Source organism: Pinirhizobacter soli (assembly GCF_015905305.1).
Taxonomy (GTDB): Bacteria; Pseudomonadota; Gammaproteobacteria; order Xanthomonadales; family Rhodanobacteraceae; genus Pinirhizobacter; species Pinirhizobacter soli.
Genome location: NZ_JADZLQ010000002.1, coordinates 266,632 through 293,094 on the forward strand (window position 1 = coordinate 266,632; position 26,463 = coordinate 293,094).

General features: G+C 63.3%; 26 protein-coding genes. 13 read left to right on the forward strand and 13 right to left on the reverse strand.

Annotated elements, in window-relative coordinates; all coding sequences use genetic code 11:
- The first annotated feature begins 83 nt into the window (after positions 1–83).
- The 6 genes from NDK18_RS11025 (at position 84) to murB (ending at position 6,161) form a co-directional block, all read left to right on the forward strand.
- Complete coding sequence (locus NDK18_RS11025) at positions 84–839, forward strand: class I SAM-dependent methyltransferase (RefSeq protein WP_250623587.1); 756 nt, start codon at positions 84–86, stop codon at positions 837–839.
- A gap of 181 nt (positions 840–1,020) precedes the next feature.
- Positions 1,021–2,556: an L-piperidine-6-carboxylate dehydrogenase gene (gene amaB, locus NDK18_RS11030; protein WP_250623588.1), complete on the forward strand. Its 1,536-nt coding sequence runs from the start codon at positions 1,021–1,023 to the stop codon at positions 2,554–2,556.
- Positions 2,556–3,320, forward strand: a complete 765-nt coding sequence (locus NDK18_RS11035) for an SDR family NAD(P)-dependent oxidoreductase (RefSeq protein ID WP_250627804.1) — start codon at positions 2,556–2,558, stop codon at positions 3,318–3,320. The genes amaB and NDK18_RS11035 overlap by 1 nt, the downstream gene beginning before the upstream one ends.
- Positions 3,321–3,332: 12 nt before the next feature.
- Positions 3,333–4,094, forward strand: a complete 762-nt coding sequence (locus tag NDK18_RS11040) for a class I SAM-dependent methyltransferase (protein ID WP_250623590.1) — start codon at positions 3,333–3,335, stop codon at positions 4,092–4,094.
- 4 nt (positions 4,095–4,098) lie between these two features.
- Positions 4,099–5,121 (forward strand): quinone-dependent dihydroorotate dehydrogenase, encoded by a 1,023-nt coding sequence (locus tag NDK18_RS11045; protein ID WP_250627805.1) that lies wholly within the window; start codon positions 4,099–4,101, stop codon positions 5,119–5,121.
- On the forward strand, positions 5,118–6,161 hold the full coding sequence (gene murB / locus NDK18_RS11050) for a UDP-N-acetylmuramate dehydrogenase (protein ID WP_250627806.1): 1,044 nt from the start codon (positions 5,118–5,120) through the stop codon (positions 6,159–6,161). Before NDK18_RS11045 ends, murB begins: the two co-directional genes overlap by 4 nt.
- A 4-nt stretch (positions 6,162–6,165) precedes the next feature.
- Here the strand turns inward: murB and NDK18_RS11055 are convergent, their stop codons facing one another.
- The gene (locus tag NDK18_RS11055; protein ID WP_250627807.1) at positions 6,166–6,360 is read right to left on the reverse strand and encodes a hypothetical protein; all 195 of its coding nucleotides are present in this window, start codon (positions 6,358–6,360) and stop codon (positions 6,166–6,168) included.
- Between the two features lie 91 nt (positions 6,361–6,451).
- Between NDK18_RS11055 and NDK18_RS11060 the strand changes: the two genes are divergently transcribed.
- Positions 6,452–7,795 (forward strand): cation:proton antiporter, encoded by a 1,344-nt coding sequence (locus NDK18_RS11060; protein ID WP_250627808.1) that lies wholly within the window; start codon positions 6,452–6,454, stop codon positions 7,793–7,795.
- 92 nt (positions 7,796–7,887) lie between these two features.
- A complete protein-coding gene (gene ppk1, locus NDK18_RS11065) occupies positions 7,888–10,071 on the forward strand; it encodes a polyphosphate kinase 1 (protein ID WP_250627809.1) in 2,184 nt (727 codons plus the stop codon).
- 7 nt (positions 10,072–10,078) lie between these two features.
- On the opposite strand, the gene NDK18_RS11070 is transcribed toward ppk1, so the two are convergent.
- Positions 10,079–10,573, reverse strand: a complete 495-nt coding sequence (locus NDK18_RS11070; protein WP_250627810.1) for a DUF6496 domain-containing protein — start codon at positions 10,571–10,573, stop codon at positions 10,079–10,081.
- A 65-nt stretch (positions 10,574–10,638) separates the two neighbouring features.
- Positions 10,639–11,310, reverse strand: coding sequence for an HAD family hydrolase (locus NDK18_RS11075; RefSeq protein ID WP_250627811.1), 672 nt, complete (start codon positions 11,308–11,310; stop codon positions 10,639–10,641).
- Positions 11,311–11,409: 99 nt separating this feature from the next.
- Between NDK18_RS11075 and NDK18_RS11080 the strand changes: the two genes are divergently transcribed.
- The 4 genes from NDK18_RS11080 to NDK18_RS11095 all read left to right on the forward strand — a co-directional run bounded on the left by NDK18_RS11080 (position 11,410) and on the right by NDK18_RS11095 (position 15,783).
- A complete protein-coding gene (locus NDK18_RS11080; protein ID WP_250623598.1) occupies positions 11,410–13,335 on the forward strand; it encodes a CocE/NonD family hydrolase in 1,926 nt (641 codons plus the stop codon).
- Positions 13,336–13,386: 51 nt separating this feature from the next.
- Positions 13,387–13,776, forward strand: a complete 390-nt coding sequence (locus NDK18_RS11085) for a hypothetical protein (protein WP_250623599.1) — start codon at positions 13,387–13,389, stop codon at positions 13,774–13,776.
- 94 nt (positions 13,777–13,870) lie between these two features.
- Positions 13,871–14,287: a hypothetical protein gene (locus tag NDK18_RS11090; RefSeq protein WP_250623600.1), complete on the forward strand. Its 417-nt coding sequence runs from the start codon at positions 13,871–13,873 to the stop codon at positions 14,285–14,287.
- Positions 14,288–14,514: 227 nt separating this feature from the next.
- A complete protein-coding gene (locus NDK18_RS11095; protein ID WP_250627812.1) occupies positions 14,515–15,783 on the forward strand; it encodes a carbohydrate porin in 1,269 nt (422 codons plus the stop codon).
- A gap of 7 nt (positions 15,784–15,790) precedes the next feature.
- Here the strand turns inward: NDK18_RS11095 and NDK18_RS11100 are convergent, their stop codons facing one another.
- The 3 genes from NDK18_RS11100 to NDK18_RS11110 form a co-directional block, all read right to left on the reverse strand.
- The gene (locus NDK18_RS11100; protein WP_250627813.1) at positions 15,791–16,240 is read right to left on the reverse strand and encodes a PaaI family thioesterase; all 450 of its coding nucleotides are present in this window, start codon (positions 16,238–16,240) and stop codon (positions 15,791–15,793) included.
- Positions 16,241–16,290: 50 nt separating this feature from the next.
- Positions 16,291–17,808 carry a fumarate hydratase gene (locus NDK18_RS11105; protein ID WP_250627814.1) on the reverse strand — a complete coding sequence of 506 codons (1,518 nt, stop codon included), beginning with the start codon at positions 17,806–17,808 and terminating at the stop codon, positions 16,291–16,293.
- Positions 17,809–17,903: 95 nt separating this feature from the next.
- The gene (locus tag NDK18_RS11110) at positions 17,904–18,311 is read right to left on the reverse strand and encodes a hypothetical protein (protein ID WP_250627815.1); all 408 of its coding nucleotides are present in this window, start codon (positions 18,309–18,311) and stop codon (positions 17,904–17,906) included.
- A gap of 164 nt (positions 18,312–18,475) precedes the next feature.
- Here NDK18_RS11110 and NDK18_RS11115 point away from each other — a divergent pair, with 164 nt between their 5' ends.
- Positions 18,476–18,943: a DUF1203 domain-containing protein gene (locus NDK18_RS11115; protein ID WP_250627816.1), complete on the forward strand. Its 468-nt coding sequence runs from the start codon at positions 18,476–18,478 to the stop codon at positions 18,941–18,943.
- Here NDK18_RS11115 and NDK18_RS11120 read toward each other — a convergent pair.
- The 7 genes from NDK18_RS11120 to NDK18_RS11150 all read right to left on the reverse strand — a co-directional run bounded on the left by NDK18_RS11120 (position 18,916) and on the right by NDK18_RS11150 (position 26,400).
- Positions 18,916–19,242 (reverse strand): HigA family addiction module antitoxin, encoded by a 327-nt coding sequence (locus NDK18_RS11120; protein ID WP_250627817.1) that lies wholly within the window; start codon positions 19,240–19,242, stop codon positions 18,916–18,918. The two genes, NDK18_RS11115 and NDK18_RS11120, sit on opposite strands and share 28 nt — an antisense overlap.
- Positions 19,243–19,251: 9 nt before the next feature.
- Positions 19,252–19,533, reverse strand: a complete 282-nt coding sequence (locus tag NDK18_RS11125; protein WP_250627818.1) for a type II toxin-antitoxin system RelE/ParE family toxin — start codon at positions 19,531–19,533, stop codon at positions 19,252–19,254.
- An 85-nt stretch (positions 19,534–19,618) separates the two neighbouring features.
- Positions 19,619–20,422, reverse strand: a complete 804-nt coding sequence (locus tag NDK18_RS11130; protein ID WP_250627819.1) for a DUF3014 domain-containing protein — start codon at positions 20,420–20,422, stop codon at positions 19,619–19,621.
- Between the two features lie 145 nt (positions 20,423–20,567).
- Positions 20,568–21,317 carry a RelA/SpoT domain-containing protein gene (locus NDK18_RS11135; protein WP_250627820.1) on the reverse strand — a complete coding sequence of 250 codons (750 nt, stop codon included), beginning with the start codon at positions 21,315–21,317 and terminating at the stop codon, positions 20,568–20,570.
- Positions 21,314–22,309, reverse strand: a complete 996-nt coding sequence (locus NDK18_RS11140; protein ID WP_250627821.1) for a ParA family protein — start codon at positions 22,307–22,309, stop codon at positions 21,314–21,316. The genes NDK18_RS11135 and NDK18_RS11140 overlap by 4 nt, the downstream gene beginning before the upstream one ends.
- 14 nt (positions 22,310–22,323) lie before the next feature.
- A complete protein-coding gene (locus tag NDK18_RS11145) occupies positions 22,324–22,881 on the reverse strand; it encodes a hypothetical protein (protein WP_250627822.1) in 558 nt (185 codons plus the stop codon).
- 48 nt (positions 22,882–22,929) lie between these two features.
- A complete protein-coding gene (locus tag NDK18_RS11150; protein ID WP_250627823.1) occupies positions 22,930–26,400 on the reverse strand; it encodes a methylmalonyl-CoA mutase family protein in 3,471 nt (1,156 codons plus the stop codon).
- Positions 26,401–26,463 lie beyond the last annotated feature (63 nt).

Below are 26,463 nucleotides of genomic sequence, written 5' to 3' on the forward strand. Positions count from 1 at the left end.
CAACGATCAGGATACGCCCGACCCCGATGTCGATGCGACCTTGGTTCCTTAGGCCGGGCGTCCATCCATGCGAGGGACTCATCATGCGCGCCTTGTGGTCGACCGGTTTCGTTATCGCTGCCCTGTGCGTTTCACGCCTCACCGCGGCTTCGGACATCAAACCCTACCTCGCCTCAGCGCTTGCCGACCCGGCACGGGCCGCCGACACCAAGGACGATGCCCGGCGCAAACCGGGCCCGATGCTTGCGTTTTCCGGGGTGAAGCCTGGCGACAAGGTCGTGGACCTGATTCCAGGCGGAGGCTATTTCACCCGCATCCTGTCCAAGGCGGTCGGTGACAAGGGCCACGTATTCGTGGTGTGGCCGAACGAGTACGCCAAGGAATCGCACCCGGATCCTGAAAACAGCAAAAAGCTTGCGGCGACACCCGGCTACGGCAACATCACCGTGCTCGAGCAGCCGGCCGCGGCCTTTTCCACGCCCGAACCGGTGGACATGGTGCTGACGGTTCAGAACTACCACGACTATCCGGATGTGTTCATGGGCAAGGTCGATCCTGTGGCCCTCGACCGTGCCGTGTTCAAGTCGCTCAAGCCCGGCGGCATCTTCCTGGTGGTCGACCACGTGGCGGCGGCGGGCTCCGGCCTTCGCGACACCGACACCTTGCACCGCGTGGATCCTGCCATCGTCAAGAAGGAACTGGCCGAGGCCGGGTTCGAGTTCGTGGGCGAAAGCGACGCGCTGCGCAACCCGGCGGACGACCACACCAAGAAGGTGTTCGATCCCGCGATCCGCGGCCATACGGACCAGTTCATCTACAAGTTCCGGCGCCCGAAATAAGCCACAACTCAAGGCCCGCCAATGACTTGGCTGGGGCCGGAACGGTCGGGCGGGTTAGGGGTCGGAGTATTCACCCCGACCCCGCTTGGGGGCCTGGCGGCGGGCTCCAGGTCGCGCTTTGCTAGAATCGCGGTTTTGGCGGCCTGCATGCGGGTTGCCCCAAGTAACCGCAGGAGTTGTCATGTCCGCTGCAATCCTCAAGGCCCTTTCCCTTTCTGCCGTGGAATCGGGTTCGTACCTGGGCCAGGGCGAATGGTCCAAGACCACCGACGCCGGCAAGCTGGAACCGGTGAACCCTGCCACCGGTGAGGTCATCGCTGCCGTCCACGCCACTGGCAAGGCCGATTACGAAACCATCATCGAGCGCGCGCAGGCCGCCTACGCCATCTGGCGCACCACGCCCGCGCCGCGTCGCGGCGAAGCGGTGCGCATCTGTGGCGAAGCCCTGCGCAAGCACAAGGACGCCTTAGGCTCGCTGGTGGCGCTTGAGATGGGCAAGATCAAGCCCGAAGGCGACGGTGAAGTGCAGGAGATGATCGACATCGCCGACTTCGCCGTGGGCCAGAGCCGCATGCTCTACGGCTACACCATGCATTCGGAGCGCCCGGGCCACCGCATGTACGAACAGTGGCACCCGATCGGCCTGGTCGGCGTGGTCAGCGCCTTCAACTTCCCTGTCGCCGTGTGGGCGTGGAATGCGTTCCTCGCCGCCATCTGCGGTGATATCACCATCTGGAAGCCGTCGCCGCGCACGCCGCTGTCGGCCATCGCCACGATGAAGATCGTCAACGAAGCCCTGCGCGATGCAGGCTTCCCCGACATCTTCTTCCTGTTCAACGATGCCGGTACCGAGCTTGCCCAGACCTTCGTCGACGACCGCCGCATCCCGTTGGTGAGCTTTACCGGTTCCACCAAGGTCGGCCGCATGGTCGGCGAGCGCGTGGCCAAGCGCATGGGCCGCAGCCTGCTGGAACTGGGCGGCAACAACGCCATCATCGTGGACGAAAGCGCGGACCTTAAGCTTGCGATCCCGGCCATCGTTTTCGGCGCCGTGGGCACCGCCGGCCAGCGCTGCACCTCCACGCGTCGCGTGTTCGTGCACCAATCGATCCACGACGATGTGCTCGCTTCGCTGACCCGCGCCTACGGCCAGCTCGAATCGAAGATCGGCGACCCCACCCTCTCCACCACGCTGATGGGTCCGCTCAACAGCCCCGAGGGCGTGAAGGCCTATCTGGACGCCATCGAGAAGGCCAAGGCGGCCGGTGGCAAGGTGGTGACGGGCGGCAAGGCATTGACCGACCGCAAGGGTAACTTCGTGTTGCCGACGATCATCACGGGCCTCTCCAACAGCGATGACATCGTGCAGGCGGAAACCTTCGCGCCGATCCTGTACGTGATGCCGTTCAAGGATCTCGACGACGCCGTCGCGCTGCAGAACGCCGTGCCCCAGGGGCTTTCGTCCGCCATCTTCACCCGCGATCTCAAAGCCGCCGAGAAGTATCTCTCCGCTGGCGGTTCCGATTGCGGCATCGCCAACGTCAACATCGGCACCTCCGGCGCCGAGATCGGCGGCGCCTTCGGTGGCGAGAAGGAAACCGGCGGCGGTCGCGAATCCGGTTCCGATGCCTGGAAGGTGTACATGCGCCGCCAGACCAACACCATCAACTACTCCGACGCACTGCCGCTGGCCCAGGGCATCAAGTTCGAGTTCTGATGACATCGCCCGTGTTCGAAGCTCTCGACTTCACCGGCCGCCGCGTGGCGGTGGCCGGTGGCAGTCGCGGCATCGGCCGGGCCATGGTGCTGGCATTTGCCCACGCGGGCGCGCAGGTTTCCGTCTGTGCCCGCGGCAGGCCCGCACTGGACGAACTGGCGGCGGAAGTACCCGGCAAGATCCACGCCCACGCCGCCGACCTCGCCAGCGATACCTCGATCAAGGCATGGATCGACGATGCCGGCCACGCGATGGGTGGCATCGACATCCTGGTCAACAACGCCACCGGGTACGGCATGGCGGATGACGAAGACGGCTGGGCGCAAAGCATCGGCGTGGATGTGATGGCAGCCGTACGCGCCAGCCGCCATGCCCTGCCCTGGCTGCGCAAGGCATCGTCAGCGTGCATCATCACCACCGCGTCGATCGCCGCCCTGCACGCCAGCCCGCACAGTGCGCCGTACGCCGCGGCCAAGGCAGCGGTGATGCAGTACACCACCTCCCAGGCGCTGTCGCTTGCCGTCGACGGAATCCGTGTCAACGCTATCGCGCCCGGCTCCATCGCCTTTGCCGATGGCATCTGGGAACGGCGTGAGCGCGAAGCTCCCGAACTTTACGCACGCACCCTGGCCAAGATCCCCTTCGGTCGTTTCGGCAAGCCCGAAGAGATCGCCAACGTGGCGCTGTTCCTGGCCTCGCCGCTGGCCGGCTGGATCACCGGACAGACCCTCGTCGTCGATGGCGGCCAGATTCTTACCGGCTGAAGGAACCTGATCATGACCGACGTTACCGAACGCTTCTCCGACCGCGTCGCCAACTACGTTCGCTTTCGTCCTGACTATCCGACGGCCTTGCCGCAATGGCTTGCCGAACACGCCGGCATGGCGCCCGATGCCTTGATCGCCGACGTCGGCGCGGGCACCGGCATCACCTCGAAGATGCTGCTCGACGCCGGCCGCCGCGTGGTGGCGGTGGAACCGAACGCGCCGATGCGCGAGGCCGCCGTCGCCTGGCTTGGGGATGAGCCGGGCTTCCAGGCCGTCGATGGCCGTGCCGAAGCAACCACGCTCGCCGATCGCAGCGTCGACGGCGTGATCGCCGGCCAGGCCTTTCACTGGTTCAACCCGGATGCCACGCGAGCGGAGTTCGCCCGCATCGTGCGTCCGGGCGGGTTCGTCGCCTTGTTCTGGAACAGTCGCCGGCTTACCGGTACGCCGTTCCTGGAAGGCTACGAAAAACTTCTCCATGACTACGGCGTGGACTACGCCAGCGTCGCTGAGCGCTATGCCGACGACGATGCCATGCAGGATTACTTCGGCGACAGCATGATCGGTAAGGCCAGCTTCCCCCACGGCCAACGCCTGGACTACAGCGCACTGGAAGGACGGCTGCTATCGTCCTCCTACGTGCCCCAGGCCGGGACCCCGACCCACGCGCCGATGCTCCAGGCATTGCGCAAGCTCTTCGACACGACGTCCACCGATGGCCGTGTGGATTTCGACTACGACACCCGCGTCTACGCCGGACGGATCGCCTGAACTGATGTATTCCTTCGCCCGCCCCCTGTTGTTCGCCCTGGACGCTGAAACCGCGCATCGCGCCACCTTGTATGCGCTGGGCGTGGCCGAACGCAGCAACCTGATGAAGTACGTCGCGCAACCGCCGGCCCCGTTGCCGGTGCATGCCTTCGGCATCGACTTCCCGAACCCGGTGGGCCTGGCCGCGGGCCTGGACAAGAACGGCGATCACATCGACGCGCTGGGTGCGCTGGGCTTCGGCTTCATCGAGATCGGCACCGTCACGCCGCGCCCCCAGGAAGGCAATCCCCGGCCACGCATGTTCCGCCTGCCCGCGCATGAGGCGGTGATCAACCGCATGGGCTTCAACAACGACGGCATCGATGCGCTGGTGCGCAACGTCGGCAAGTCCACTTACCGCGGCGTGCTGGGCATCAATATCGGCAAGAACAAGGACACGCCCAACGAGCGCGCGGTGGACGACTACCGGCTGTGCCTCGAGCGGGCATGGCCACTGGCGTCGTACATCACGGTAAATATCTCCTCGCCCAATACCCGCGGCCTGCGCGACCTGCAGGACGAAGAAACGCTGCGCCGTTTCATTGGCGAGCTGCGCGAAACGCAAGAACGCCTGGCTTCCACCGGCAAGCGCAAACCGATGCTGCTGAAGATCGCTCCGGACCTTGCCGACGCCGAACTCGACGGCATGGCCGAGGTACTGCTGGCCAGCGGCATCGACGGCGTGATCTGCACCAACACCACGGTATCGCGCGAAGGCATCGATGGCGAGCATGCCCAGGAAGCGGGCGGCCTTTCCGGCGCACCGCTCTTCACCAGTTCCACCACCGTCCTTCGTGGCATGCATGAGCGCCTGGGTGGACGCATCGCCATCGTCGGCGTCGGCGGCATCACCGAAGGCGCCCAGGCGGCGGAGAAGATCGCCGCCGGTGCCAGCCTCGTCCAGTTGTATTCTGGGATGGTCTACCGCGGCCCTTCGCTCATCGGCGAATGCGTCGAGGAAATCCGCCGCCAGGGGAACCCGGCATGATCGAGCCGCTGACCGACCTTGGCGGATTCGCCCTGGCCAGCAACGCCACCCTGGCTGGCCGCAACACGCTTCGCGTGGATGCCCGCGCCAACCTGCTGGTGGAAGTGCGCGATCCGACGAAGCTCCCGGAGGTGCTGGCCTATCCCGCCGTCGCGCAAGGACCGGTGTTCGTCTTGGGCGAAGGCAGCAATGTGTTGTTCACCGGCGACTACCGCGGCACGGTGCTGGTGATGGCCACGCAGGGCGTGGAAGTGTTCGACCGGGACGACCACGTGTTGTTGCGGGTAGCGGCTGGCGAACGCTGGGACGACTTCGTACGCTGGTCGCTGGGCAAGGGTTATGCGGGGCTCGAAAACCTGATCATGATCCCGGGCACCGTGGGCGCCGCGCCGATCCAGAATATCGGCGCCTATGGCGTGGAAGTGGGCGAATTCATCGACAGCATCGAAGCCTATGACAGGCAGGCCCAGGCATTCGTGACACTTGACCGCCATGCCTGTGCGTTCTCGTATCGCAATTCCACCATGAAGCACCAGCCTGATCGCTGGATCATCGTCGCGGTGACCTTTGCCCTGCCCCGCACGCCGCGGCTGCGGCTGGACTACGCCGGGATCGGCGAGGAACTCACCGCCATGGGCGTGGAAAAACCCGCACCTTTCCATATTGCCGAGGCCGTTGTGCGGCTTCGCTCACGCAAGCTGCCGGACCCGGCTGTCATCGGCAATGCCGGCAGCTTCTTCAAGAATCCGATCGTCAGTGCCGCACAGGCACAGGCGTTGCAGCTGGCCCACCCGGGCCTGCCGGCGTGGCCGCATGCCGGTGGTACGGCCAAGCTCTCCGCCGCGTGGCTGATCGAGGCGGCGGGCCTGAAAGGCCATCGCGACGGTGACGCGGGCATTTCCGGACGGCACGCGCTCGTGCTGGTGAACCATGGCAAGGCATCGGGGCCGCAGTTGCTGGCCTTTGCGCGAAAGGTGCAGGCGGCCGTGGCGACACGGTTCGGCGTCCAGCTGGAGCCGGAGCCGGTTTTCGCGGGCTAAAGGCTTACTGCCCGCCCACGGATGCCTGCAATGCCGCGGCAAGGCCGGCATCGCCGCTGACGATATCCTTCCAGGCCAGCTCCACCCCCTTGCGACGCCCCTTCTCGGTGAGTTTCAGCCCGCCGGGGTCGATGGTGAGCGTGTAGACGACGTCGCCGACGGCGAGTTCGCGCTTGAGTGGTTTGTCCAGGGGTGTCATGGGCTGGTCCTCGCGTAGCTTCGAACGTATGCCTAGGCTTCATCCCCGGACGTGAAAGATCGGTCCAACCATCCTGCATTAGGGCCACATCATGGACTTCCTCGGCTGGACCGCTGCCGTTGGCGTCCTGCTCCTGGCCATGTCGCTTGCCTCGGGCTTGATCCAGCGCGGCCCGATCACCTCGTTCGGGCTGTTCCTGGCGGCTGGCATCATCGCCGGACCCTGGGGGCTGGACATCGTTCGCGTCGATATCTCCGGCCATGTGACTTGGCTTGGCCATGTCACCGAGATGGCGCTGGTAGCGTCGCTGTTCATCACCGGCCTGAAGCTGCGCCTGCCCTTTAGCGATATCGGCTGGCGCCTGGCCTGGCGCCTGGCCTTCCCGGCCATGGTGCTGACGGTGGCGGGGCTGGCATGGCTGGTCCATGCCTGGCTTGGATTTCCCTGGCCGCTGGCACTGGCATTGGCCGCCATCCTGGCGCCCACCGATCCGGTTCTGGCCAGCCTGATTTCGGTGGACGACGCCAGCGACGACGACAACCTCCGGGTGTCGCTATCGGGCGAGGCGGGCCTGAACGACGGTTCCGCCATGCCCGTGCTGCTGTTGGCCATGGCCCTGCTTGCCCCGAACTCGGCCAGTCCCTGGGCGCGCTGGTTTGCGGTGGATGTGCTGTGGGGGCTATTCGCCGGCGTCGCCATCGGGTTTGCCATCGGCTGGTGCGTGGGTCTCATCGGCGCACGGCTGAAGAGCTTGCAGAAGGACATTGCCCCCAGCGATTTCCTCGCTCTCGCCCTGATGGCGCTTTCCTACGCCGCGGCCCAGTCCGTCTCGGCGTCGGGGTTCCTGGCAGCCTTCGCCGCGGGCGTGGGTTTGCGGCGTGCGGAGTTGTACGTGGTGGAACGCCACCCCCACTCCTCCACGCAAAATGACGATGACGAACACCCTCCGGCCGAGGTGTTGGTCAACCCCAACCGCCGGCACGTCCAGGACGCAGGCGATCCGGCCGAATCGGTGGGGTGGGTGGTAAGCGACGCGCTCAGTTTCGGCGACACGGTGGAGAGGTTGATCGCCGCCGGCCTGGTATTCCTTCTCGGCGCAGCGCTGGCGCCGCGGATCGACCTGGTCGGCCTAGGCCTGGCCCTGGCTTTATTCGTGGTCATCCGTCCGGCAGCGGTGTGGATCGCCACGATGGGCTCGGGCGCGCCCAGACCACGGCGCCTGCTGTTCGGCTGGCTGGGGATACGCGGCATCGGTAGCGTCAACTACCTTGCCTACGCCCTCACCCATGGCTTGCAGGAGCCGGCCGCGGGGCGGATCGCGGACCTGACCGTTACCGTGGTGGTGGCCAGCATCGTGCTGCACGGGGTAACGGTGACGCCGCTGCTGAACTGGCGGCAGGCCAGGCTTGATTCGAGAGAGGCAAGAAAGCCCTGAGAGGTCTAGTCTAGAAAGCCAGCCCGCCGTGTCACAAATCCGTCAGCCAGCATGCCTTAAGGTGATCAGTGACCAAAGGATCGGAGCGTCGCTTGAATCCAGCTACCCAGACCACGCCCGACACGGACGAGGCCCCCGCATCACAGGCGGGAAAACCGGCAGCCACGTCAGGGCTTGAAGCGGCTCCCGCGCCCGCGGCGCCGGTGGACCTGTCCCTTCCCGAGCTCTACATCCATCGCGAACTGTCGCAACTGCAGTTCAACATCCGCGTGCTCGAACAGGCTGTGGATGAATCCAAGCCGCTGCTCGAACGGCTGAAGTTCCTGCTGATCTTCTCCAGCAACATGGACGAGTTCTTCGAGATCCGCGTGGCGGGCCTGAAGCAGCAGATCGCCTTCGACCACGAATTGATCGGCGCCGACGGCATCAGTCCCAAGCGGGCGCTGGCGGAGATTTCCGAACTGGCGCACAAGGTGATCGAGCGCCAATACCGCATCTTGACCGAGCAGATCATGCCGGCCCTGGCTGAGCGCAAGATCCGCATCGTCCGCCGTGCGAGTTGGACCAACAAGCAGAAGCTTTGGGTGCGCCGTTTCTTCCGCCAGGAAGTGGCGCCGTTGGTGACGCCGATCGGACTGGATCCCACCCACCCCTTCCCACGCCTGGTCAACAAGAGCCTTAACTTCATCGTCGAGCTGGAAGGCGTGGACGCCTTCGGCCGTGATTCGGGCCTGGCCATTGTCCCGGCGCCGCGCATCCTGCCGCGTATCATCAAGTTGCCCGATGAGGTCAACGTCGACGGCGACAACTTCATCCTGCTCTCCTCGATCATCCACGCCCATGCCGAGGAACTCTTCCCGGGCATGAAGGTGCTCGGCTGCTACCAGTTCCGCCTTACCCGCAATGCCGACCTCTCCATCGACGCCGACGAAGTGGACGACCTCGCCCGCGCGCTGCGCGGCGAGCTTTCATCGCGCCGTTTCGGCGACGCGGTGCGCTTGGAAGTGGCCGACAATTGCCCGCGGCCGCTGACCGACTACCTGCTCAAGCAGTTCGCGCTGGGCCCGGATGAACTTTACGAGGTGAACGGCCCGGTGAACCTGGCGCGCTTGTTCTCCATCGCAGCGCTGCCTGAGTTCGCTCGCCTGCAGTACCCGACCTTCGTGCCCTCGTTGCCGAAGGTGCTGCGCGCCGGCGCGGACATCTTCCAGGCGATCGCCGCCCACGACATCCTGCTGCTGCATCCCTACGAGTCGTTCACCCCCGTGGTGGACCTGCTGCGCCAGGCGGCGAAGGATCCGCTGGTGCTGACCATCAAGCAGACGCTGTACCGCAGTGGCGCCACGTCGGAAATCGTCGATGCCCTGGTGGAAGCGGCACGTGCCGGCAAGGAAGTGACCGCGGTGGTGGAACTGCGTGCGCGCTTCGACGAGGAATCGAACCTGTCGCTGGCGTCGCGCCTGCAGACGGCCGGCGCCATCGTGATCTATGGCGTGGTGGGGGTGAAGACCCACGCCAAGATGATGCTGGTGCAGCGCCGCGAGAACGGCCAGCTGGTGCGCTACGCCCACCTGGGTACCGGCAATTACCACACCGGCAATGCACGCCTGTACACCGACTACAGCCTGCTCACCTCCGACGAAGCCCTTTGCGAGGACGTCCACCGGCTCTTCAGCGAACTCACCGGCATGGGCAAGGTGCTGCGCATGAAGCGCCTGCTGCGCGCGCCGTTTACCCTGAAAAAGACCCTACTGGACCTGATTTCCGCCGAGACCGGCCGCGCGGCGGCAGGCGCACCGGCGCAGATCGTCATCAAGGTCAATGCCATCACCGACCCGAAGGTCATCCGCGCACTCTACCGGGCCTCGATCGCGGGCGTGAAGGTCGACCTCATCGTGCGCGGCATGTGCTGCCTGCGCCCCGGCGTGCCCGGCATCTCGCAGAACATCCGCGTACGCAGCATCGTCGGCCGCTTCCTGGAGCACAGCCGGGCCTACTGGTTCCACAACGCCGGAGAACCCCTGCTGTACCTGGCCAGCGCCGACCTGATGGAGCGCAACCTCGACCGGCGCGTGGAAACCGGTTTTCCCATCGAGGGGAAAAAGCTGCAGCAGCGGGTGAAGAAGGAACTGGACATGTACATGGCCGACAACGCCAACGCCTGGATCCTGCAGGCTGACGGTTCCTATGTACACGCCACCGCATCCCAGCCGCCCCGCGATGTGCAGATGCAGCTGCTGGAGAAGCTCTCAGCCGCTCCAGCACAGCCCAGTTGACGACCGCTTAGCGGGCGGCGCGCTTGCGTGCCGCCTTCTTGGCAGCGGCCTTTCGCACGGCCGGGCCCTTGGTACGCGCAGCCTTCTTCGCAGCGGCGCTCCGTGCCGATGCGGGTCGCTTGCGCGCAGCGGCCTTGCCCTGGCGCGACAACGCCGTCTTGCTGGCCGCGGCGCTGCCTTCGCGCTTGAGCGCTTTCTTCGTTGCCGTCGACCGCTTGGCCGAAGTCTTCTTCGCCGCGCCCTTGCGATGGGAAGCGGCGGTGTCCTGCACGGCTTTCTTCTTCGTCGCCTTGCTCGCGGTTTTCTTCACCGGCGCCTTGACGCCGGCGCGTCGCGCCTTGGACAAGCCGATGGCGATGGCCTGCTTGGCCGAACTGGCACCATGCTTGCCTTCGCGGATGTGTTCGATTTCCTCGTGGACGTATTCACCGGCCTGGGTACTGGCGGACTTCCCAGCGCGCTTGTCGGCACGGGCGCGGTCTGTGGTCTTCTTCTCGGGCATGGCGGATGCTCCGTGGCTGGCAGTGGCCGCCATGCTCCGCGCCGGCACGTGAACCGGACGGCAAGTCAGTGTCCATGCAAGGCGAGCGCGCGCTCCACATCGTGCAGGGTTTCAACCACGCGCGCGCTGCCGGCGAGCACATCAAGGTCCGGCTCGAGCAGGTCCGGCACCATCACCGTGATCATTCCTGCAGCCAGCGCCGCGCGTACGCCGTTGTGTGAGTCCTCCAGCGCCAGGCAGCGATCGGGCGGCACGCCAAGACGTTTGGCGGCCAGCAGGTAGGGATCGGGTGCGGGCTTGCCGTGCTCGTAGTCGCCCGCGGCGACGATGGCGTCGAAGCGGTCGGTGAGCCCATGCGCCGCCAGGTGATGCTCGGCCGCAGCATGCGAGGAGGAAGTTGCAATGGCCCGAGGCAGTCCGAGGCGATCGAGCGTGTCGAGCAATTCCAGGACGCCGGCCTTCACCGCCAGCTGCGTGTCGAGCATCGCAGCGAACCGGTTGTTCGCGGCGTCCCACAAGCCGTCGACGTCGGTGCCCGGCCCCAGTTCCTCAAGCACCAGCTCGCGGGCCCGCGGGCCGTGCAGGCCGATCAGGCGCAGGTACAGATCCATCGGCATGGCCACGCCGCGCTCGCTGGAGGCGGCCATCATGGCGTCGCGGTAAAGCGTTTCGGTGTCGAAGATCAGGCCGTCCATGTCGAAGACCACGGCGGCGGGGAGGAAATCCAAGGTCAGCATGCTACGGCCCATGGGATATGCAAACGCAGGATTTTACCCCTAGGCAGCCCGCCGGGGCGTCGCTAGAGTGGGTCAAACCGTCGATAGGGGTTCCATCACATGCTTCGCACCTCGCGTTTTTCGTGGCGCCTTGCCGCGCTCATCGCCCTTGCCCTGTCCAGTGCCGCCGTGGCCCAGGAGGCCACCGCGCCGCAATACCCGAACTACCCTTCGGAAACCCCCGCCACGTTCAAGCAGAGCAGCGAGGGCTTCGACTACGAACGGCGCGAGGTGATGATCCCCATGCGCGATGGAGTCAAGCTGCATACGGTGATCCTGGTGCCCAAGGGCGCCCACCACGCCGGCATCCTGCTTACCCGCACGCCCTACGACGCCGATGAACTGACCACCCATGGCCATACCGGCAACCTCGGCGCCACCTTGAACGGCTACGACAATGCGCCCGATGTGATCGTCCAGGACGGCTACATCCGCGTGGTCCAGGACATCCGCGGCAAGTACGGTTCGGAAGGCGACTACGTGATGAACCGGCCGCTGCACGGCCCGCAGAACCCCACGCCGATCGATGAATCAACCGACACCTACGACACCATCGACTATCTGGTGAAGAACATCCCCGAGTCCAATGGACGCGTGGGCACCATCGGTATTTCCTACGATGGCTTCGAGCCGCTGATGTCGCTGGTGAATCCGCATCCGGCGCTGAAGGTTGCCGTGCCGATGAACCCGATGGTCGATGGCTGGATGGGTGACGACTGGTTCCACAACGGCGCCTTCCGCGCGCAGAACCTGCCGTACATCCTTGAACAGACGGCCAGCCGCAAGAACGAGATCAAGTTCAGTTCCTCCGTGCACGACGAGTACGACCTGTACCTGCGTGCCGGTGCCACCGGCGAGATGGCGCGCCGCTATGGCCTGGAGCAGGTCGGCTTCTGGCAAAAGCTCGTTGCCCATCCCGCCTACGACAGCTTCTGGAGCGACCAGGCGGTGGACAAGGTGCTGGCGGGCCAGCCGCTGAAGGTGCCCACCATGCTGGTGCACTCGCTATGGGACCAGGAAGACATCTATGGCGCGATCGCCGTGTACAAGGCGATCAAGCCCAAGGACACCGGCAACGACAAGGTGTTCCTGGTGATGGGTCCCTGGCACCACGGCCAGGAGATCGAGAACGCCAGTTCGCTTGGCGCGGTGCAGTTCGGTTCGGACACGGGCCTGTACTTCCGCCAGAAGATCCTGCGTCCGTTCCTGGCGCATTACCTGAAGGATGACGCGCCGGCCAACCCGGTGGCACCGGTCACAGCCTATGAAACCGGCAGCAACGTGTGGCGCACTTTCCGCCAGTGGCCGGTGGCAACGCAGGCTCGGGCGCTTTACTTAGGTGGCGACGGCAAGCTCGGCTTCGCCAGGCCCTCGGGCGAGGCCTACCAGGAATACGTTTCCGATCCAGCCAAGCCCGTGCCCTTCCGCGCCCGGCCGATCCAGCCGGTGGGTTACGACCCGGGGCAAACCTGGTCCGAATGGCTGGTGGATGACCAGCGCGAGGCCTCAGGCCGCCCTGACGTGGTTTCCTGGACATCCGACGTACTCACCCAGCCGCTGGTGATCCGTGGCCAGCCCGTGGTACACCTGCGCGCCAGCACCACCGGCACGGACAGCGACTGGGTGGTCAAGCTGATCGACGTCTATCCGGACATGGAACCGATGGACGCGGCGATGGGCGGCTACCAGTTGATGATCGCCGGTGACATCCTGCGCGGCCGCTACCGCGAGGGGTTCACCGTGGCCAAGCCCATCAAGGCCGGCGCGCCGCTGGATTACAGCTTCGAGCTGCCCACCACCGACCACGTGTTCCTGCCAGGCCACCGCCTGATGGTGCAGGTGCAGTCCAGCTGGTTCCCGCTGTACGACCGCAACCCGCAGACCTACGTGGACAACATCTTCTTCGCCAAGCCCGGCGACTACAAAAAGGCCACTCAGCGCATCTTCGGCGACAGCCATGTGGACCTTCCCGTAACCAGTAATTAATGGGAAACGGGCCAGCGGTCACGCTGGCCCGTTCGTTGCATCACCGGCGGCATGCATCGATCCCATCAACACCGCCAAGGCACCGAACTCCCCATCCATGCGGCGCGCCCGCACGCCTGCCGGGAAATCGTCGCGCGACGCCTGCACGGCACGGACGCAATTGCACGAAAAGTGACGCTTGGCGGCATCCTTTTCTTCGCCGTGACGGCCTTGGCTTGGATGGCCTGGTTGTCGCCGGTGGTGGATACCGCACGGCGGATGGGGTTCTCGCTCGACTGGCTCCTGCGCGTGCAGCAGGCGTCGCTCGGCAGCGCCGACAGCTTCAACATCATTGCCGCCGTCGCGGTCGTGTGCGGCGTGGTGTTCGTCGTCTGGTCCGGCTATGTGCGCCACATCCTCGCGGCGCGAAAAACCGCCCCGGGTAAGCCGACCGGCGAATAAATACGTTTTCGCAAAAGCATGATGCATGCATGGGCCGTGTCAACGCGCCCGGCGTGCACGCGTTTGATCTCCCACCACTACCGGAGAGCAAACCATGTCCAAGACCCTCCCCCTCGTCGCCAGCCTGCTGATCGCCTTCGGCGTGTCGGGCGCCGCCATCGCCCAGGACACGCCGGATGCTGCGCAGCCTGCCGGCGCCATGCAGGGCCACCGCCAGCCTGATCCCGAGCACCAGGCCCAGCGCCTGACAAAGATGCTGAACCTGACACCGGATCAGTCGAACAAGATCGCCGCAATCCTGCAGCAGCGGCAACAGCAGTTCGCCGCGCTGAAGTCCGACAGCAGCGCCGACCCGATGGCCCAGCGCCAGAAGACGCGCGACCTGATGAAGTCGTCGCAGTCGCAGATCGATGCCGTGCTCACCGATGCGCAGCGCCAGCAGTGGCAGGCCATGCGGGAAAAGATGCGCCAGAAGTGGCAGGACAAGAAGTCGTCGAGCGACCAGGGCTAAAGCACTTTTTGCAAGCGGCGGATCACCCTCCCCAGACGGAGGTGATCCGCCGGCTCCATGCAGTCCTTGGGATCGCTTGATCCGGTCCGTATCGAATTTGTCGTAAAAGTCTCCTTTCAGCTATTTGCAGGCTGGACAAGGCGCGCTTTCTGGACGACGGTTCATTGTCCGGGCGACACCGCCCTCGACGCGCAACGGATGCGCGCCAGCATGTGCAAGGAGCACCCATGCGTTTGATTCCGCTCGCCGGCCGCCTGGCCATGGCGTCCATGCTCGCCCCCGCCGCGGCCCTGGCCGACGTTGCCGATGAAACCCTTACCGGTGACTGGAACGGCACGCGCACGCGCCTGGCCGATCGCGGCGTGGCGTTCTCGTTCAACTACACCGCGGAAGCGGCGCGCAACTACAGCGGCGGCGACCGCCTGCGCAACCGCATCAGCGGCCAGCTCGGCCTGCTTGCCGATGTCGACCTCAACAAGCTTTACGGCCTGCACGATGCGGAGGTCCGTCTGGCCATCACCCACCGCGCCGGCCGTAACCTGAGCGACGATACCCAGCTGGGCGTGTTGCAGCAGGTGCAGGAAGTGTATGGACGCGGCCAGACCTGGCGGCTTACGCAGCTGTGGTTCCGCCAGGCTTATTTCGATCAGGCACTGTCGGTGAAGTTCGGTCGGGTTACTGTTGGCGAGGACTTCGCCGCCTTCGACTGTGCATTCCAGAACCTCACCTTCTGCGGTTCGCAACCGGGCAACCTGGTAGGCAACTACTGGTACAACTGGCCGGTCAGCCAGTGGGGACTGGTGCTCACGGCGAAAGCGGGTGCAAGCACCTATGTGAGGGTTGGTGCTTACCAGGTGAACCCGGCGTACCTGCAGAACCGCAACGCGCTGAAAATAAACAATCCCGCCGGCACCACCGGCGCACTGATCCCGTTGGAATTCGGCATCAAGCCCGTCTTCGATGAAGAACGCGATGGCAGCTACAAGTTCGGCGTCTGGTATGACACGTCACGTCACAATGATGTTTACGCCGACATCAATGGTGAATCGCAGGCGCTGAGCGGCCTGCCCTTTGATCGGCGCCGTGGCGCGCACGGCGCCTACGTGAACTTCGAACAGCAGGTGTCGACCAACGTGCGGTTGTTCCTCAACGCCACGCAGGCCGACCGCCGTACCAGCACGACCGATCGCCAACTCTCCATCGGCAGCAGCTGGGGCGCACCGTTCGCCTCCCGGCCGCTGGACGACATCGGCTTTGCGGTGGGCACGACACACGTGAACGGCCGCGTGATCCGCCGCCAGCGCCAGCTCAACGGCTTGTTGCCCGTGCATGCGCCGGTGGGCGGCTACGAAGGCGTGGCGGAGCTCTACTACACCTACCGCCCTACCGGCTGGCTAATGCTTCGCCCCAACGTGCAGTACATCAAGCATCCCGGCGGCTCGTCGCTAAACGACAACGCCACCGTGCTCGGATTGAAGTTCAACGTGGACGTCTAACCGAAGGTTAGCGCTGGATCACCAGCAGGGTGGAGGTAGCGGAGGCATACAGCTTGCCGTCGTCGCCCACCAGGCGCCCTTCGGCGAAGGCTGCGCGGCGCCCGATGGTCACCACCCTGCCCTCGGCGCGGACACGGCCTGAGTCGCGCGTGAGGGCCTTGTGGTAGGCCACCTTCAGTTCCAGCGTGGTGTACGCCTGGTCGGCGGCAAGCTTGCTGTGCACGGCGCAGCCGCAGGATGAATCAAGCAAGGTGGCTGCATAGCCACCGTGGATCATGCCGATGGGGTTGTAGGCGTGGTCGCCGGGGATGCCGGCGAATACCGCGAAGCCTTCGTCCACCTCGACCAGGTCGAAGTCCAGCGAGATCGCGATGCCTGGCCGCTGGCCAGACGCCATCAGGGCCTTCAATTGTTCAAGGCCAGTAAGGCCCGGCCCGATTTCATCAGCCAGTGACATGACGGCCATCTCCATTTTGGATGACGACCATCATACAACCCATGGCCTGCTTATTCCACGACCACGGGAATCTTGCCGATGCGCGATTGCCATTCGCGCGGGCCGGTCTTGTGCACCGAGCTTCCCGTGCTGTCCACGGCCACCGTCACCGGCATGTCGACCACGTCGAACTCGTAGATCGCCTCCATGCCCAGGTCCTCGAAGGCCACCGTACGCGAGGCCTTGATCGCCTTGGACACCAGATAGGCGGCGCCGCCGACGGCCATCAGGTACACCGCCTTGTTGTCGCGGATGGCCTCGATGCCCGCGGGGCCGCGCTCGGCCTTGCCGACCATCCCCAGCAGGCCCGTGGCCTCCAGCATCTGGCGGGTGAATTTGTCCATGCGCGTGGCGGTGGTGGGGCCAGCGGGGCCGACCACTTCATCACGCACGGGGTCGACCGGTCCCACGTAGTAGATGAAGCGATTGGTGAAATCCACCGGCAGTGTCTCGCCACGGTTGAGCATGTCCACCATGCGCTTGTGCGCGGCGTCACGGCCGGTAAGCAGCTTGCCGTTGAGGAGCAGCACTTCGCCCGGCTTCCACGCGGCCACTTCCTCGCGGGTCACGGTGTCAAGGTTCACCCGGCGCCCCTTGGAGGCGTCGTAGGTGAGCTTGGGCCAGTCTTCGAGCGACGGCGGATCCAGCGCGACGGGGCCGGAACCGTCCAGTACGAAATGCGCGTGGCGGGTCGCCGCGCAATTGGGGATCATCGCCACAGGCAGGTTCGCGGCGTGGGTAGGATAGTCCTTGACCTTGATGTCGAGCACGGTGGTGAGGCCACCCAGGCCCTGGGCGCCGATGCCCAGCGCATTGACCTTCTCGTAGAGCTCCAGGCGCAATTCCTCGGCGCGGTTGGAAGCACCGCGGGCGATCAGGTCGGTGATGTCGATCGGCTCCATCAGCGCTTCCTTGGCCAACAGCATGGCCTTCTCGGCGGTGCCGCCGATGCCGATGCCCAGCATGCCCGGCGGGCACCAGCCGGCGCCCATGGTGGGGACCGTCTTGATCACCCAGTCGACGATCGAATCGGACGGGTTCAACATCGCGAACTTGGATTTCGCCTCCGAGCCACCGCCCTTGGCGGCGACGATCACGTCCAGCTTGTTGCCTGGCACCACCGACACGTTCACCACCGCCGGCGTGTTGTCGCGGGTATTGCTGCGCTTGCCGGCGGGATCGGCCAGCACCGAGGCGCGCAGCTTGTTGTCCGGGTCGTTGTAGGCGCGGCGCACGCCCTCGTTGCACATGTCTTCCACGCCCATGGTGGCGTCTTCCCAGCGCACGTCCATGCCGATCTTCAGGAACACCGTGACGATGCCGGTGTCCTGGCAGATCGGCCGGTGGCCTTCGGCGCACATGCGCGAGTTGATCAGGATCTGGGCGATGGCATCCCGGGCTGCCGGCGATTCCTCGCGCTCGTAGGCGGCGGCGAGGTTCTTGATGTAATCCACCGGGTGGTAATAGGAAATGTACTGCAGGGCGTCGGCAACGCTCTGGATGAGGTCTTCCTGCTTGATCGAGGTCATGGCTGGGCGGCTGGCTTTGACGGCAAAGTAGCCATTTTAGCCCACCTGCGGCCAGCGCAGGCCGCATGGGAACGCCGTTGAAGCCGCCCGGGCGCCTAGCCCAGCCCGTGGCAGGCGGTGTCGTCGCGGGCGAAGGCCATGGCTACCAGCTGGTCGTCGGCGGATACGGCGTAGCGTTCTTCCACCAGCAGCGGGCAACCGCGGAAATCGAATTCCATGAAGTCCGCATGGGCATGTGGCGGTGCATCGTTGCGCAGGGTGATGGTGGCGCCATGGCGCTCCCACTGCCCTTGCGAGGCATTGCCTTCGCAGGTGGGGCAATCGCCCCGTGCCACGTACCGGCCTGAATCGAGCAGGCGGAGGGTAAAGGCGTTGGGCGCCTTGCGATGCCAGCCGGTGCCGGCCTGTTGCCAGGGGTCCAGGTGCGGGAGGACCAACGGCGCCACGATCACCAGCAGGGCGAGCACGCAAGCCACCGTGTCACGGAGGGTGCGATCACGCATGCGTGGCCTTTGAGTGTTCATTCCGCCGCGATCCTAGCGCCGCCAGGCTGCTCGCGTCGACCGGCCGGAAGTCACGATGCGGCGGATTCGACCGCAAGCCGCCGATAGGCCGGGCCTCCGCACGGCGAGATGCTTTGCACACCCACCCCACAGGCATCGCCTCCATGTCCTACCGCGTATCCGGCCTTGACCCCGCCCCATTCCTCCACCTCTACCACCTTTCCGACGAGGCCCTGCGTGAGCACCGTGCCGTTCGCTATGTGGCCGGGACCACCGGCGGCTTCCCCGATCGCGTTGAACTGCGCGATGCGCGCCCCGGCGAGTCATTGCTGCTGGTGAACTACGAACACCAGCCGGCCGATACGCCCTACCGTTCGCGCCATGCCGTGTTCGTGCTGGAGGGCGCCACCACCGCGGCGACGTTCTACGACGAGATTCCCCTGCTGTTCCGCAAGCGGATGATGTCGCTCCGTGCCTTCACCACGCAGGACATGCTGCACGACGCCAAGGTCATGCTGGGCGACGCCATGGAACCGACCGTGCAGGAATGGCTGGCCGACGACCGCGTGGCCTACATCCATGCCCACTATGCGGGGCCGGGTTGCTACGCCGGGCGCATCGACCGCGCGTGACGCCCGCTTCCGAGCGTAAGGCATACGACGCGATGGATGGCCCTGCCAATCGAACGGTGGGCCTCCTCCAGGTCGAAGTCTGACTGAAGGCCGATCCAGAACTGCTCACTGTTCCCCAGGGCACGCGCCAGTCGAACGGCCGTGTCGGCCGTGATGCCGCGCTTGCCGAGAACGATTTCATTGATTCGCCGCGGTGGCACGTCCATCGCCCGTGCCAGCGCGTTCTGGCTGATCGCGAGGGGTTCGAGGAACTCATGGAACAGAACCTCGCCGGGATGAACATTGGGAAGACGTGCCATATCCGAGCCTCAGTGATAGTCGACGATGACTACGTCGTACGCATCGCCATCACTCCAACGGAAACAAATGCGCCACTGGATGTTGATACGTATGCTGTAGAGCCCTGCCAGATCGCCGACAAGGCGTTCAAGTCGGTTGGCTGGTGGAATGCGCAGATCGTCAAGGTTTGCCGCGTTATGCAACATTCGCAGTTTTCGCCGGGCAACCGCCTGGATCCCGGATGGAAGACGTCGTGACGCCCGGCCATCCCAAATGCTTGCCGCTTCCTTGTCGGCAAAACTGCGAATCATGGTGCCGACTATAACGCATCGCGTTATATAACGGAAGTCGTTACAGAAGAGTCCGACGACTTCGGCCTAACGCCATGGCTGCGGATCAACGAGGCCGGGCGGCCGTGATCGCGTCGCGAAGCTCGCGGAGCTTTGCCTTGACCTTCGCTTCCCCGTCCGGCCCCTGCCGGATCAGGATCTTCTGGCCGACGGAGGCGGATTGAAGCTGAGGGTCGGCGAAGACGTAATGCCCACGATCCTGCGTCACGGCTATCGGTCCTTTCGGCTCCGGTGCGGCGAGCATGTCGTCGATCGCGAATACGAGGCGGTCGTTGAAGTAACCGTCGGGATAGCCCAGTTCCTTATAGGCCTGCTGGAACAGCGGGTAGAAGCGGACGTACCAGGCCGCGGCCGCACGAGGGTTCACGTGTTCGACCACGGCCATGTAGCGCGCGTAGCGGGCTTCGTTCTTCGGATCGATGTTGCCGTCGCTGGACACCAGGAATTTCCCGCCGGCCGTCTTCACCGGCAGCAGCCGGGTGGCCAGGGAATGGCGCGGCAGCGCATCCACCGTGGCAACGATACGGCCGATCACCTGCTCGCGCAGGAGCAGGCCATCGAGGTTGCCGATGCCGGCAAGATCGGACAGGCCCTCAGCAGCGAGGGTATCGCTGTCGCTCAAGAGGGGAAGCGGGGCCGAGGACGGTGACGCCGGGCCTGCCTCGCCGATCGGGTGTTGAATGACAGGACTCGAGGGCGTGGAGGATGCTGGCGCGGGCGGTGGCAGAGCTGCCACCGGCGTGGGCTCTGGCGCCATCGCCTTGCGCCAGAACCAGTAGCCACCGGCACCCACCGCCACCAGGGCGATGACGGCCAGGATCCAGGAAAACACCGGGGTGCGTTGTGCCATCACGCTGCCTTTATTGCCGAACTATCCCCCTTCGACCCCTTAAACAGGTAGGAGGTTCCCTACCCACTTCATAATCCTTACTAGCTGCTTGAACACACTCGCGGCGCGAGATGACTGCAGTTAGCACCGGCGTCGCTGCAAGCGGTTATTTAGCTTTCCTACTAGAACGCGAAGAGATCTTCGTCGCATCACCTTCTGGAATTCCTGAAGAAAGGAAAATCGAATCAACAAGTCGACTAGCACTTGAAGTGACGCGTGCCAAAACTTTTATTTGCTCTCGACATACTTCGTGAGGAGATTCATGCGGATAGTTGATCGAATGATCCACTTCGCCCCAAAGCTCCTCAGCCAGTGTCCGAACTTGAATCTCGCACGTAAGTTTTGTCTCCAAATTTGGAGAGATTACGTAGTGCACGCTTGTGTACATTTTTGGGCTCTTGATCGACTTTATCCCTATTTTCTCGTAATACTCCCTATATTCATCATCCCAAGTACGAGCCTTCGGCATCTCGACAACCTCATACCGGAATTCCCTAAAAAGATCAATTAATCGCTGGTTTATCTCTACAATCTGCTGACGATGGAGATGCAATATCCGAAATCCAGCCAAGTCATTAATCTTAGAAAAAAGATTTTCTTGTGTAATTAAAAACCTCTTGTTCTTAGTTTTCGCTTCGAGCATCTTTCGTCGCAACTTGTCGCGCAGATGGTCCGGGTCTTTCACACGCCAACGCACAGAGTGAACTAGCCCAAGAAGCTCAGCTGAATTTTGGATGGCCACCCGAAACTGCTCCAGCATTGCCTCGACAAGGTTCTTGTTTTCAACATAGTGATTAACGAGTGAATCAATGAGTTTTAGATCCGCCCTATTCAAAGCTATAGGCCGACCGCTCATGGTCCCCACCCCGCAATTCGGCTCTCGACTTTTTCTGCAAATTTCGCAAATGCTATCTTCGCTTCATTCATCAACGCCCCATTCCCGCCATCAACAGCAAAGATTGGGAGACCTTGATTTTGGGCGGTAATCGCCAGAGTTGCGAAATCCTTGATCTGCCCCAGATTGAAGCTAGTTACCGCTCCCATCGCCAAAGATGGGTCTGCATCACGAAGCACGGACACTATGTCGCTGTAGCTTCTTTTTTCTAATTCTCGAGCGTATTCTTTGTGGCTCTTGGTTAACTCACCACCATACATTCGGAATCGCTGCAACACATAACCGAGGTATTTTGGCCGTCCTGGTAACAATGGAACGCTTGACGGCGCAAGACGCGAAACGATATCCCAGTCTCGGAGCCAATTGACCATTGTGTGGCCCAAGGTGCGAAGCGCCCTTGTAGAAAAAAAATCGCAAGCAGCCGGGACGATGAAGTAATCGCACCCAAGAAGAATTGCGCGATTCAGTGGCCCAATGTTAGGCCCTACGTCGAAAAGAATGTAGTCAGCATCAATTCTATCCGCGGCTTTTAGCGCGAGCGAATGTAGTGCGGAAGTTTCGTTAAATCCGCGGACTTTCCGCTGCAAGCAATCAAGCCAAGATTGCTGCAATGAAACCTCAAACTCAGAAAGGCGAATGTCTCCAGGCAGCAAATAGAGACGTTCAGATCGCTCGATGGGCGGTATGTCCGCAAGCTTTCCGGTTTCTAGCAATGGTCGTATTGCAGACCAAATGGTGCGTCCTTTCGAGGTTTCCGATTGATCTAGTAGGTTATCGACAACATCAGGATCAATTAGGTAGGACGTCAAGTTGCACTGTGGATCAGAATCCACCAGCAAAACTTTTTTATTCCTCGCGATCAGCGAAAATGCCAAATTGACGGTAAGTGTTGTTTTACCTACGCCCCCCTTGTGATTGAACAGAGCGAGACAGATCGGTGTTTTTCGCGGCATGTTCGCGTCCTTGTTTACGCAGATCGTCGCGTGCGCGGCTTCCGTGCTAGACGCTTATTTTTGGAATTCGAAAGAGATTCTTTCGCAGCGTCTCGATCTGGAAGCAACTCGACGTACTTCTCCCCAATCGCGCTCAACTGCTTGTTGCCCTTCGTCGAAGGGACCAAGAGTCCGCGAGCGCGTGCATTATCCACCGCAACTGAGGCGCTAGAAAATTTCGGTTGCGCCGCGTCAACATTTAACGAACTGATGTCTATAGTCTTGAAATGAGGTGTGCCCTTGTAATGGGTGAGGTAGTACGCCAGGCAGGCGACACGCTCGACATCTGTTACCGGCTGCTTCTCCCGCAAAAAATCTTTTGCAGACATCGTCCTGTCGGTAGAAAAGCTAGATTCGCCGGCGGGATTAGCTACCGCAATTATCGGCGATTCAACTCTTTGAAGCGGATGGTTAGGACCTGGATGTTGCATTCCTAAGAAGGCACTAACTGAAGCCAAAACGCGCCTTTGCGACTCGTCGTCGAGCGCCCTTAAAGTCGCAACAATGGTTGAAAGCGCTTCTACATCATCCATTTACACACCCCTTGAGATAGGCTCTCGTCACAACTCTATCTTAACCTATTACATATTTCTCCTATATTCCCCGCCCACGTCATACAGCGCGTGGCTGATCTGGCCGAGTGAGTTGTATTTCACCGCGTCGATCAGCTGCTCGAACACGTTGCGGCGGTCACGCGCCGTGGCCTGCAGGGTGCGCAGGCTTTCCGGGGCCAGCGCGTTGCGTGCACTACCATAGCGATGGACATTATCGATCTGCTGGCCTTTCTCACCCTCGGTGGAACGGATCAGCTCGATCTCGGTGGCGATCTCGCCGCCGTGGTCCTTGGGCAGGAAGGTGTTGACGCCGATCAGGGGCAGCGAACCGTCGTGCTTCTTCTGCTCGTAGTACATGGACTCTTCCTGGATCTTGCCGCGCTGGTACATGGTGTCCATGGCGCCGAGCACGCCACCGCGCTCACTGATGGCCTCGAACTCCTTGTAGACGGCCTCTTCGACCAGATCGGTCAATGCATCGACCACATAACTGCCCTGCCACGGGTTCTCATTGAAGTTCAGGCCCAGCTCGCGGTTGATGATCAGCTGGATCGCCACGGCGCGGCGCACGCTTTCTTCCGTGGGCGTGGTGATGGCCTCGTCGTAGGCATTGGTATGCAGCGAATTGCAATTGTCGAACAACGCGTACAACGCCTGCAGGGTGGTGCGGATGTCATTGAACTGGATCTCCTGCGCATGCAGCGAACGGCCGGAGGTCTGGATGTGGTACTTCAGCATCTGGCTGCGCGCGCTGGCGCCGTAGCGCTCGCGCATGGCGCGGGCCCAGATGCGCCGTGCCACGCGGCCGATCACGGTGTACTCCGGGTCCATGCCGTTGGAGAAGAAGAACGAAAGGTTGGCGGCGAAGTCGTCCACCTTCATGCCACGGGCGAGGTAGTACTCGACGATGGTGAAGCCGTTGGACAGGGTAAAGGCCAGCTGGCTGATCGGGTTGGCCCCGGCTTCGGCGATGTGATAGCCCGAGATCGATACGGAATAGAAATTCCGCACCTTGTGATCGACGAAGTACTGCTGGATGTCGCCCATCATGCGTAGGGCGAACTCGGTGGAGAAGATACAGGTGTTCTGCGCCTGGTCTTCCTTCAGGATGTCCGCCTGCACCGTGCCGCGTACCGTGGCCAGCGTATAGGCCTTGATTCGCGCATAGTTTTCGGCATCCACCACTTCCTGGCCCGACACACCCAACAGGCCCAGGCCGAGGCCATCGTTGCCCTGGGGCAACCCGCCGAAATATTCAGGACGCCCGCCCTGCGGGTACAGCTGCGCGATACGCTCCTTGGCCGCATCCCAACGGGAAGGTTCCTCGTTAAGGTACTTCTCCACGTTCTGGTCGATAGCCGTGTTCATGAACATGGCAAGGATGATCGGTGCCGGACCGTTGATGGTCATGGATACCGATGTGGTCGGCGCGGACAGATCGAAGCCGGAATACAGCTTCTTCATGTCGTCAAGCGTGGCGATGGACACGCCGGAGTTGCCGATCTTGCCGTAGATGTCCGGACGCGGAGCGGGATCTTCACCGTACAGGGTGACCGAGTCGAAGGCCGTGGAAAGACGCGCCGCGCCGCCGTCGAGCGAGAGATAATGGAAGCGGCGGTTGGTGCGCTCGGGCGTGCCTTCGCCGGCGAACATACGGGTGGGGTCTTCGCCCGCACGGCGATACGGGAACACGCCGCCGGTATACGGATAGCCGCCGGGCAGGTTCTCTCGCATCAGGAACGACAGCAGTTCGCCCCAGTCCTTCGACTTCGGCGGCGACACCTTGGGAATCTTCTGGTGGCTGAGCGAGGTGCGGTAGTTCTCCACGCGGATGACTTTCTCGCGCACCTGGTATTCGTTGAATTCCGCCGTGACCGACGCGTACCGCGCCGGCCATTCGCGCAGCAAGCCCACGGCCTCGGCCGAGAGTTCGCGCACCGCTTCGTTGTAGCGCTGGCGAAGGGTAAGCATGCTGCGATCGACACCCGCAGCCTTGGGCGATACCGCATCGTGGTCGTAAAGATCCAGCGCGCGGGGGAGTTCCTCTTCGCCGATGTCCTTGAGCGATTCGAAGTAATGCTGCGCCTTGCTGGCGGCCTCGGCCTCGCGGGTGATCGAGCCATTGATGCCGCGCCCCTGCTCGGCGATCTCGGCCAGGTAGCGCACGCGATTGCCCGGGATCAGCACGGTGGCGCGCGGTTCCTTTAGGGTGGTGTCAAGCGTGGGCGTCCAGCGATCGGCGGGAAGGCTGAGTTTGTTTCGCAGCAGGCGGCACAGGTTCGAGAACATCCAGGTAACGCCTGGATCGTTGAACTGGCTGGCAATGGACGGATACACCGGGACGTCCGCATCGGCCAGGGCGAAGGCATTGCGGTTGCGCTTCCACTGCTTGCGCACATCACGCAGGGCGTCTTCGGCGCCGCGCTTGTCGAACTTGTTCAGCACGATCAGCTCGGCGAAGTCGATCATGTCGATCTTCTCCAGCTGGCTGGCCGCGCCGTACTCGCTGGTCATCACATACACGGGGAAGTCGACCAGGTCGACGATTTCCGAATCGCTCTGGCCGATGCCGGCGGTTTCCACGATCACCAGGTCGTAGGCCTGGCTCTTCAGGAAGTTGATGCAATCGTGGAGCATCTCGTTCACCGCCGCGTGCTGGCGGCGCGTGGCCATCGAACGCATGTACACGCGTTCTGAACGAAGGGAATTCATCCGGATGCGGTCGCCCAGCAGGGCGCCACCGCTGCGGCGGCGGGTGGGGTCCACCGCCAGCACCGCGATGCGCATCTGGGGGAAGGCGTGCAGGAAGCGCAGCAGGAGCTCATCGACCACGCTTGATTTACCCGCGCCACCGGTGCCGGTAAGGCCCAGTACCGGGGTCTTGCGACCGGCCAGCTCCCACTCCTTGCGCAGGCGCGCAAGCTCGCCTTCGGAGTACATGCCCTCTTCGATCGCCGTCAGCGTGGCGCCGATGGATATCTCGTCACTCACCTTCGCTTCGGCGGGATGTTCCTTCACCGCGTTGGCGCGTTCATCGGCCGCGGCACGGGTGCGCTTGACCACGTCCTCGATCATTTCCACCAGGCCCAGCTTCATGCCGTCGTTCGGGTGGTAGATGCGCTCCACGCCGTAGGCTTGCAGCTCGCGGATTTCCTCAGGAGTGATGGTGCCACCGCCACCGCCGAACACGCGGATGTGCGCCGCGCCACGTTCGCGCAACATGTCCACCATGTACTTGAAGTACTCCACGTGGCCGCCCTGGTAGGACGACAGCGCAATGGCGTCGGCGTCTTCCTGCAGGGCTGCACGGACGACGTCCTCCACCGAACGGTTATGACCCAGGTGGATCACCTCGGCGCCCTGCGCCTGGATGATGCGGCGCATGATGTTGATCGCCGCGTCGTGGCCGTCGAACAGGCTCGCCGCGGTGACAAAACGCAGCGGGGCGCGTTCACCGCGGGCGTCACTGGCGGGAACATGCTTGGGCTGGGTGCTCATGGGTACTCCGGGTACGGCAGCGTGCGGGGAGCGGCCATTGTACCGGGGGGCCCGTGATCGGCC

Bases quoted from the DNA above. Each gene is read 5' to 3' on its own strand.
- NDK18_RS11085 (WP_250623599.1), top strand. From the start codon at position 13,387: ATGCATCGATCCCATCAACACCGCCAAGGCACCGAACTCCCCATCCAT.
- NDK18_RS11100 (WP_250627813.1), bottom strand. From the start codon at position 16,240: ATGTCACTGGCTGATGAAATCGGGCCGGGCCTTACTGGCCTTGAACAA.
- NDK18_RS11135 (WP_250627820.1), bottom strand. From the start codon at position 21,317: ATGAGCGGTCGGCCTATAGCTTTGAATAGGGCGGATCTAAAACTCATT.
- NDK18_RS11025 (WP_250623587.1), top strand. From the start codon at position 84: ATGCGCGCCTTGTGGTCGACCGGTTTCGTTATCGCTGCCCTGTGCGTT.
- NDK18_RS11115 (WP_250627816.1), top strand. From the start codon at position 18,476: ATGTCCTACCGCGTATCCGGCCTTGACCCCGCCCCATTCCTCCACCTC.
- murB (WP_250627806.1), top strand. From the start codon at position 5,118: ATGATCGAGCCGCTGACCGACCTTGGCGGATTCGCCCTGGCCAGCAAC.
- NDK18_RS11095 (WP_250627812.1), top strand. From the start codon at position 14,515: ATGCGTTTGATTCCGCTCGCCGGCCGCCTGGCCATGGCGTCCATGCTC.
- NDK18_RS11110 (WP_250627815.1), bottom strand. From the start codon at position 18,311: ATGCGTGATCGCACCCTCCGTGACACGGTGGCTTGCGTGCTCGCCCTG.
- NDK18_RS11150 (WP_250627823.1), bottom strand. From the start codon at position 26,400: ATGAGCACCCAGCCCAAGCATGTTCCCGCCAGTGACGCCCGCGGTGAA.
- NDK18_RS11080 (WP_250623598.1), top strand. From the start codon at position 11,410: ATGCTTCGCACCTCGCGTTTTTCGTGGCGCCTTGCCGCGCTCATCGCC.
- NDK18_RS11045 (WP_250627805.1), top strand. From the start codon at position 4,099: ATGTATTCCTTCGCCCGCCCCCTGTTGTTCGCCCTGGACGCTGAAACC.
- NDK18_RS11035 (WP_250627804.1), top strand. From the start codon at position 2,556: ATGACATCGCCCGTGTTCGAAGCTCTCGACTTCACCGGCCGCCGCGTG.
- NDK18_RS11060 (WP_250627808.1), top strand. From the start codon at position 6,452: ATGGACTTCCTCGGCTGGACCGCTGCCGTTGGCGTCCTGCTCCTGGCC.
- NDK18_RS11055 (WP_250627807.1), bottom strand. From the start codon at position 6,360: ATGACACCCCTGGACAAACCACTCAAGCGCGAACTCGCCGTCGGCGAC.
- NDK18_RS11105 (WP_250627814.1), bottom strand. From the start codon at position 17,808: ATGACCTCGATCAAGCAGGAAGACCTCATCCAGAGCGTTGCCGACGCC.
- NDK18_RS11090 (WP_250623600.1), top strand. From the start codon at position 13,871: ATGTCCAAGACCCTCCCCCTCGTCGCCAGCCTGCTGATCGCCTTCGGC.
- NDK18_RS11070 (WP_250627810.1), bottom strand. From the start codon at position 10,573: ATGCCCGAGAAGAAGACCACAGACCGCGCCCGTGCCGACAAGCGCGCT.
- NDK18_RS11040 (WP_250623590.1), top strand. From the start codon at position 3,333: ATGACCGACGTTACCGAACGCTTCTCCGACCGCGTCGCCAACTACGTT.
- NDK18_RS11075 (WP_250627811.1), bottom strand. From the start codon at position 11,310: ATGCTGACCTTGGATTTCCTCCCCGCCGCCGTGGTCTTCGACATGGAC.
- NDK18_RS11145 (WP_250627822.1), bottom strand. From the start codon at position 22,881: ATGGATGATGTAGAAGCGCTTTCAACCATTGTTGCGACTTTAAGGGCG.
- NDK18_RS11120 (WP_250627817.1), bottom strand. From the start codon at position 19,242: ATGGCACGTCTTCCCAATGTTCATCCCGGCGAGGTTCTGTTCCATGAG.
- NDK18_RS11130 (WP_250627819.1), bottom strand. From the start codon at position 20,422: ATGGCACAACGCACCCCGGTGTTTTCCTGGATCCTGGCCGTCATCGCC.
- NDK18_RS11125 (WP_250627818.1), bottom strand. From the start codon at position 19,533: ATGATTCGCAGTTTTGCCGACAAGGAAGCGGCAAGCATTTGGGATGGC.
- amaB (WP_250623588.1), top strand. From the start codon at position 1,021: ATGTCCGCTGCAATCCTCAAGGCCCTTTCCCTTTCTGCCGTGGAATCG.
- NDK18_RS11140 (WP_250627821.1), bottom strand. From the start codon at position 22,309: ATGCCGCGAAAAACACCGATCTGTCTCGCTCTGTTCAATCACAAGGGG.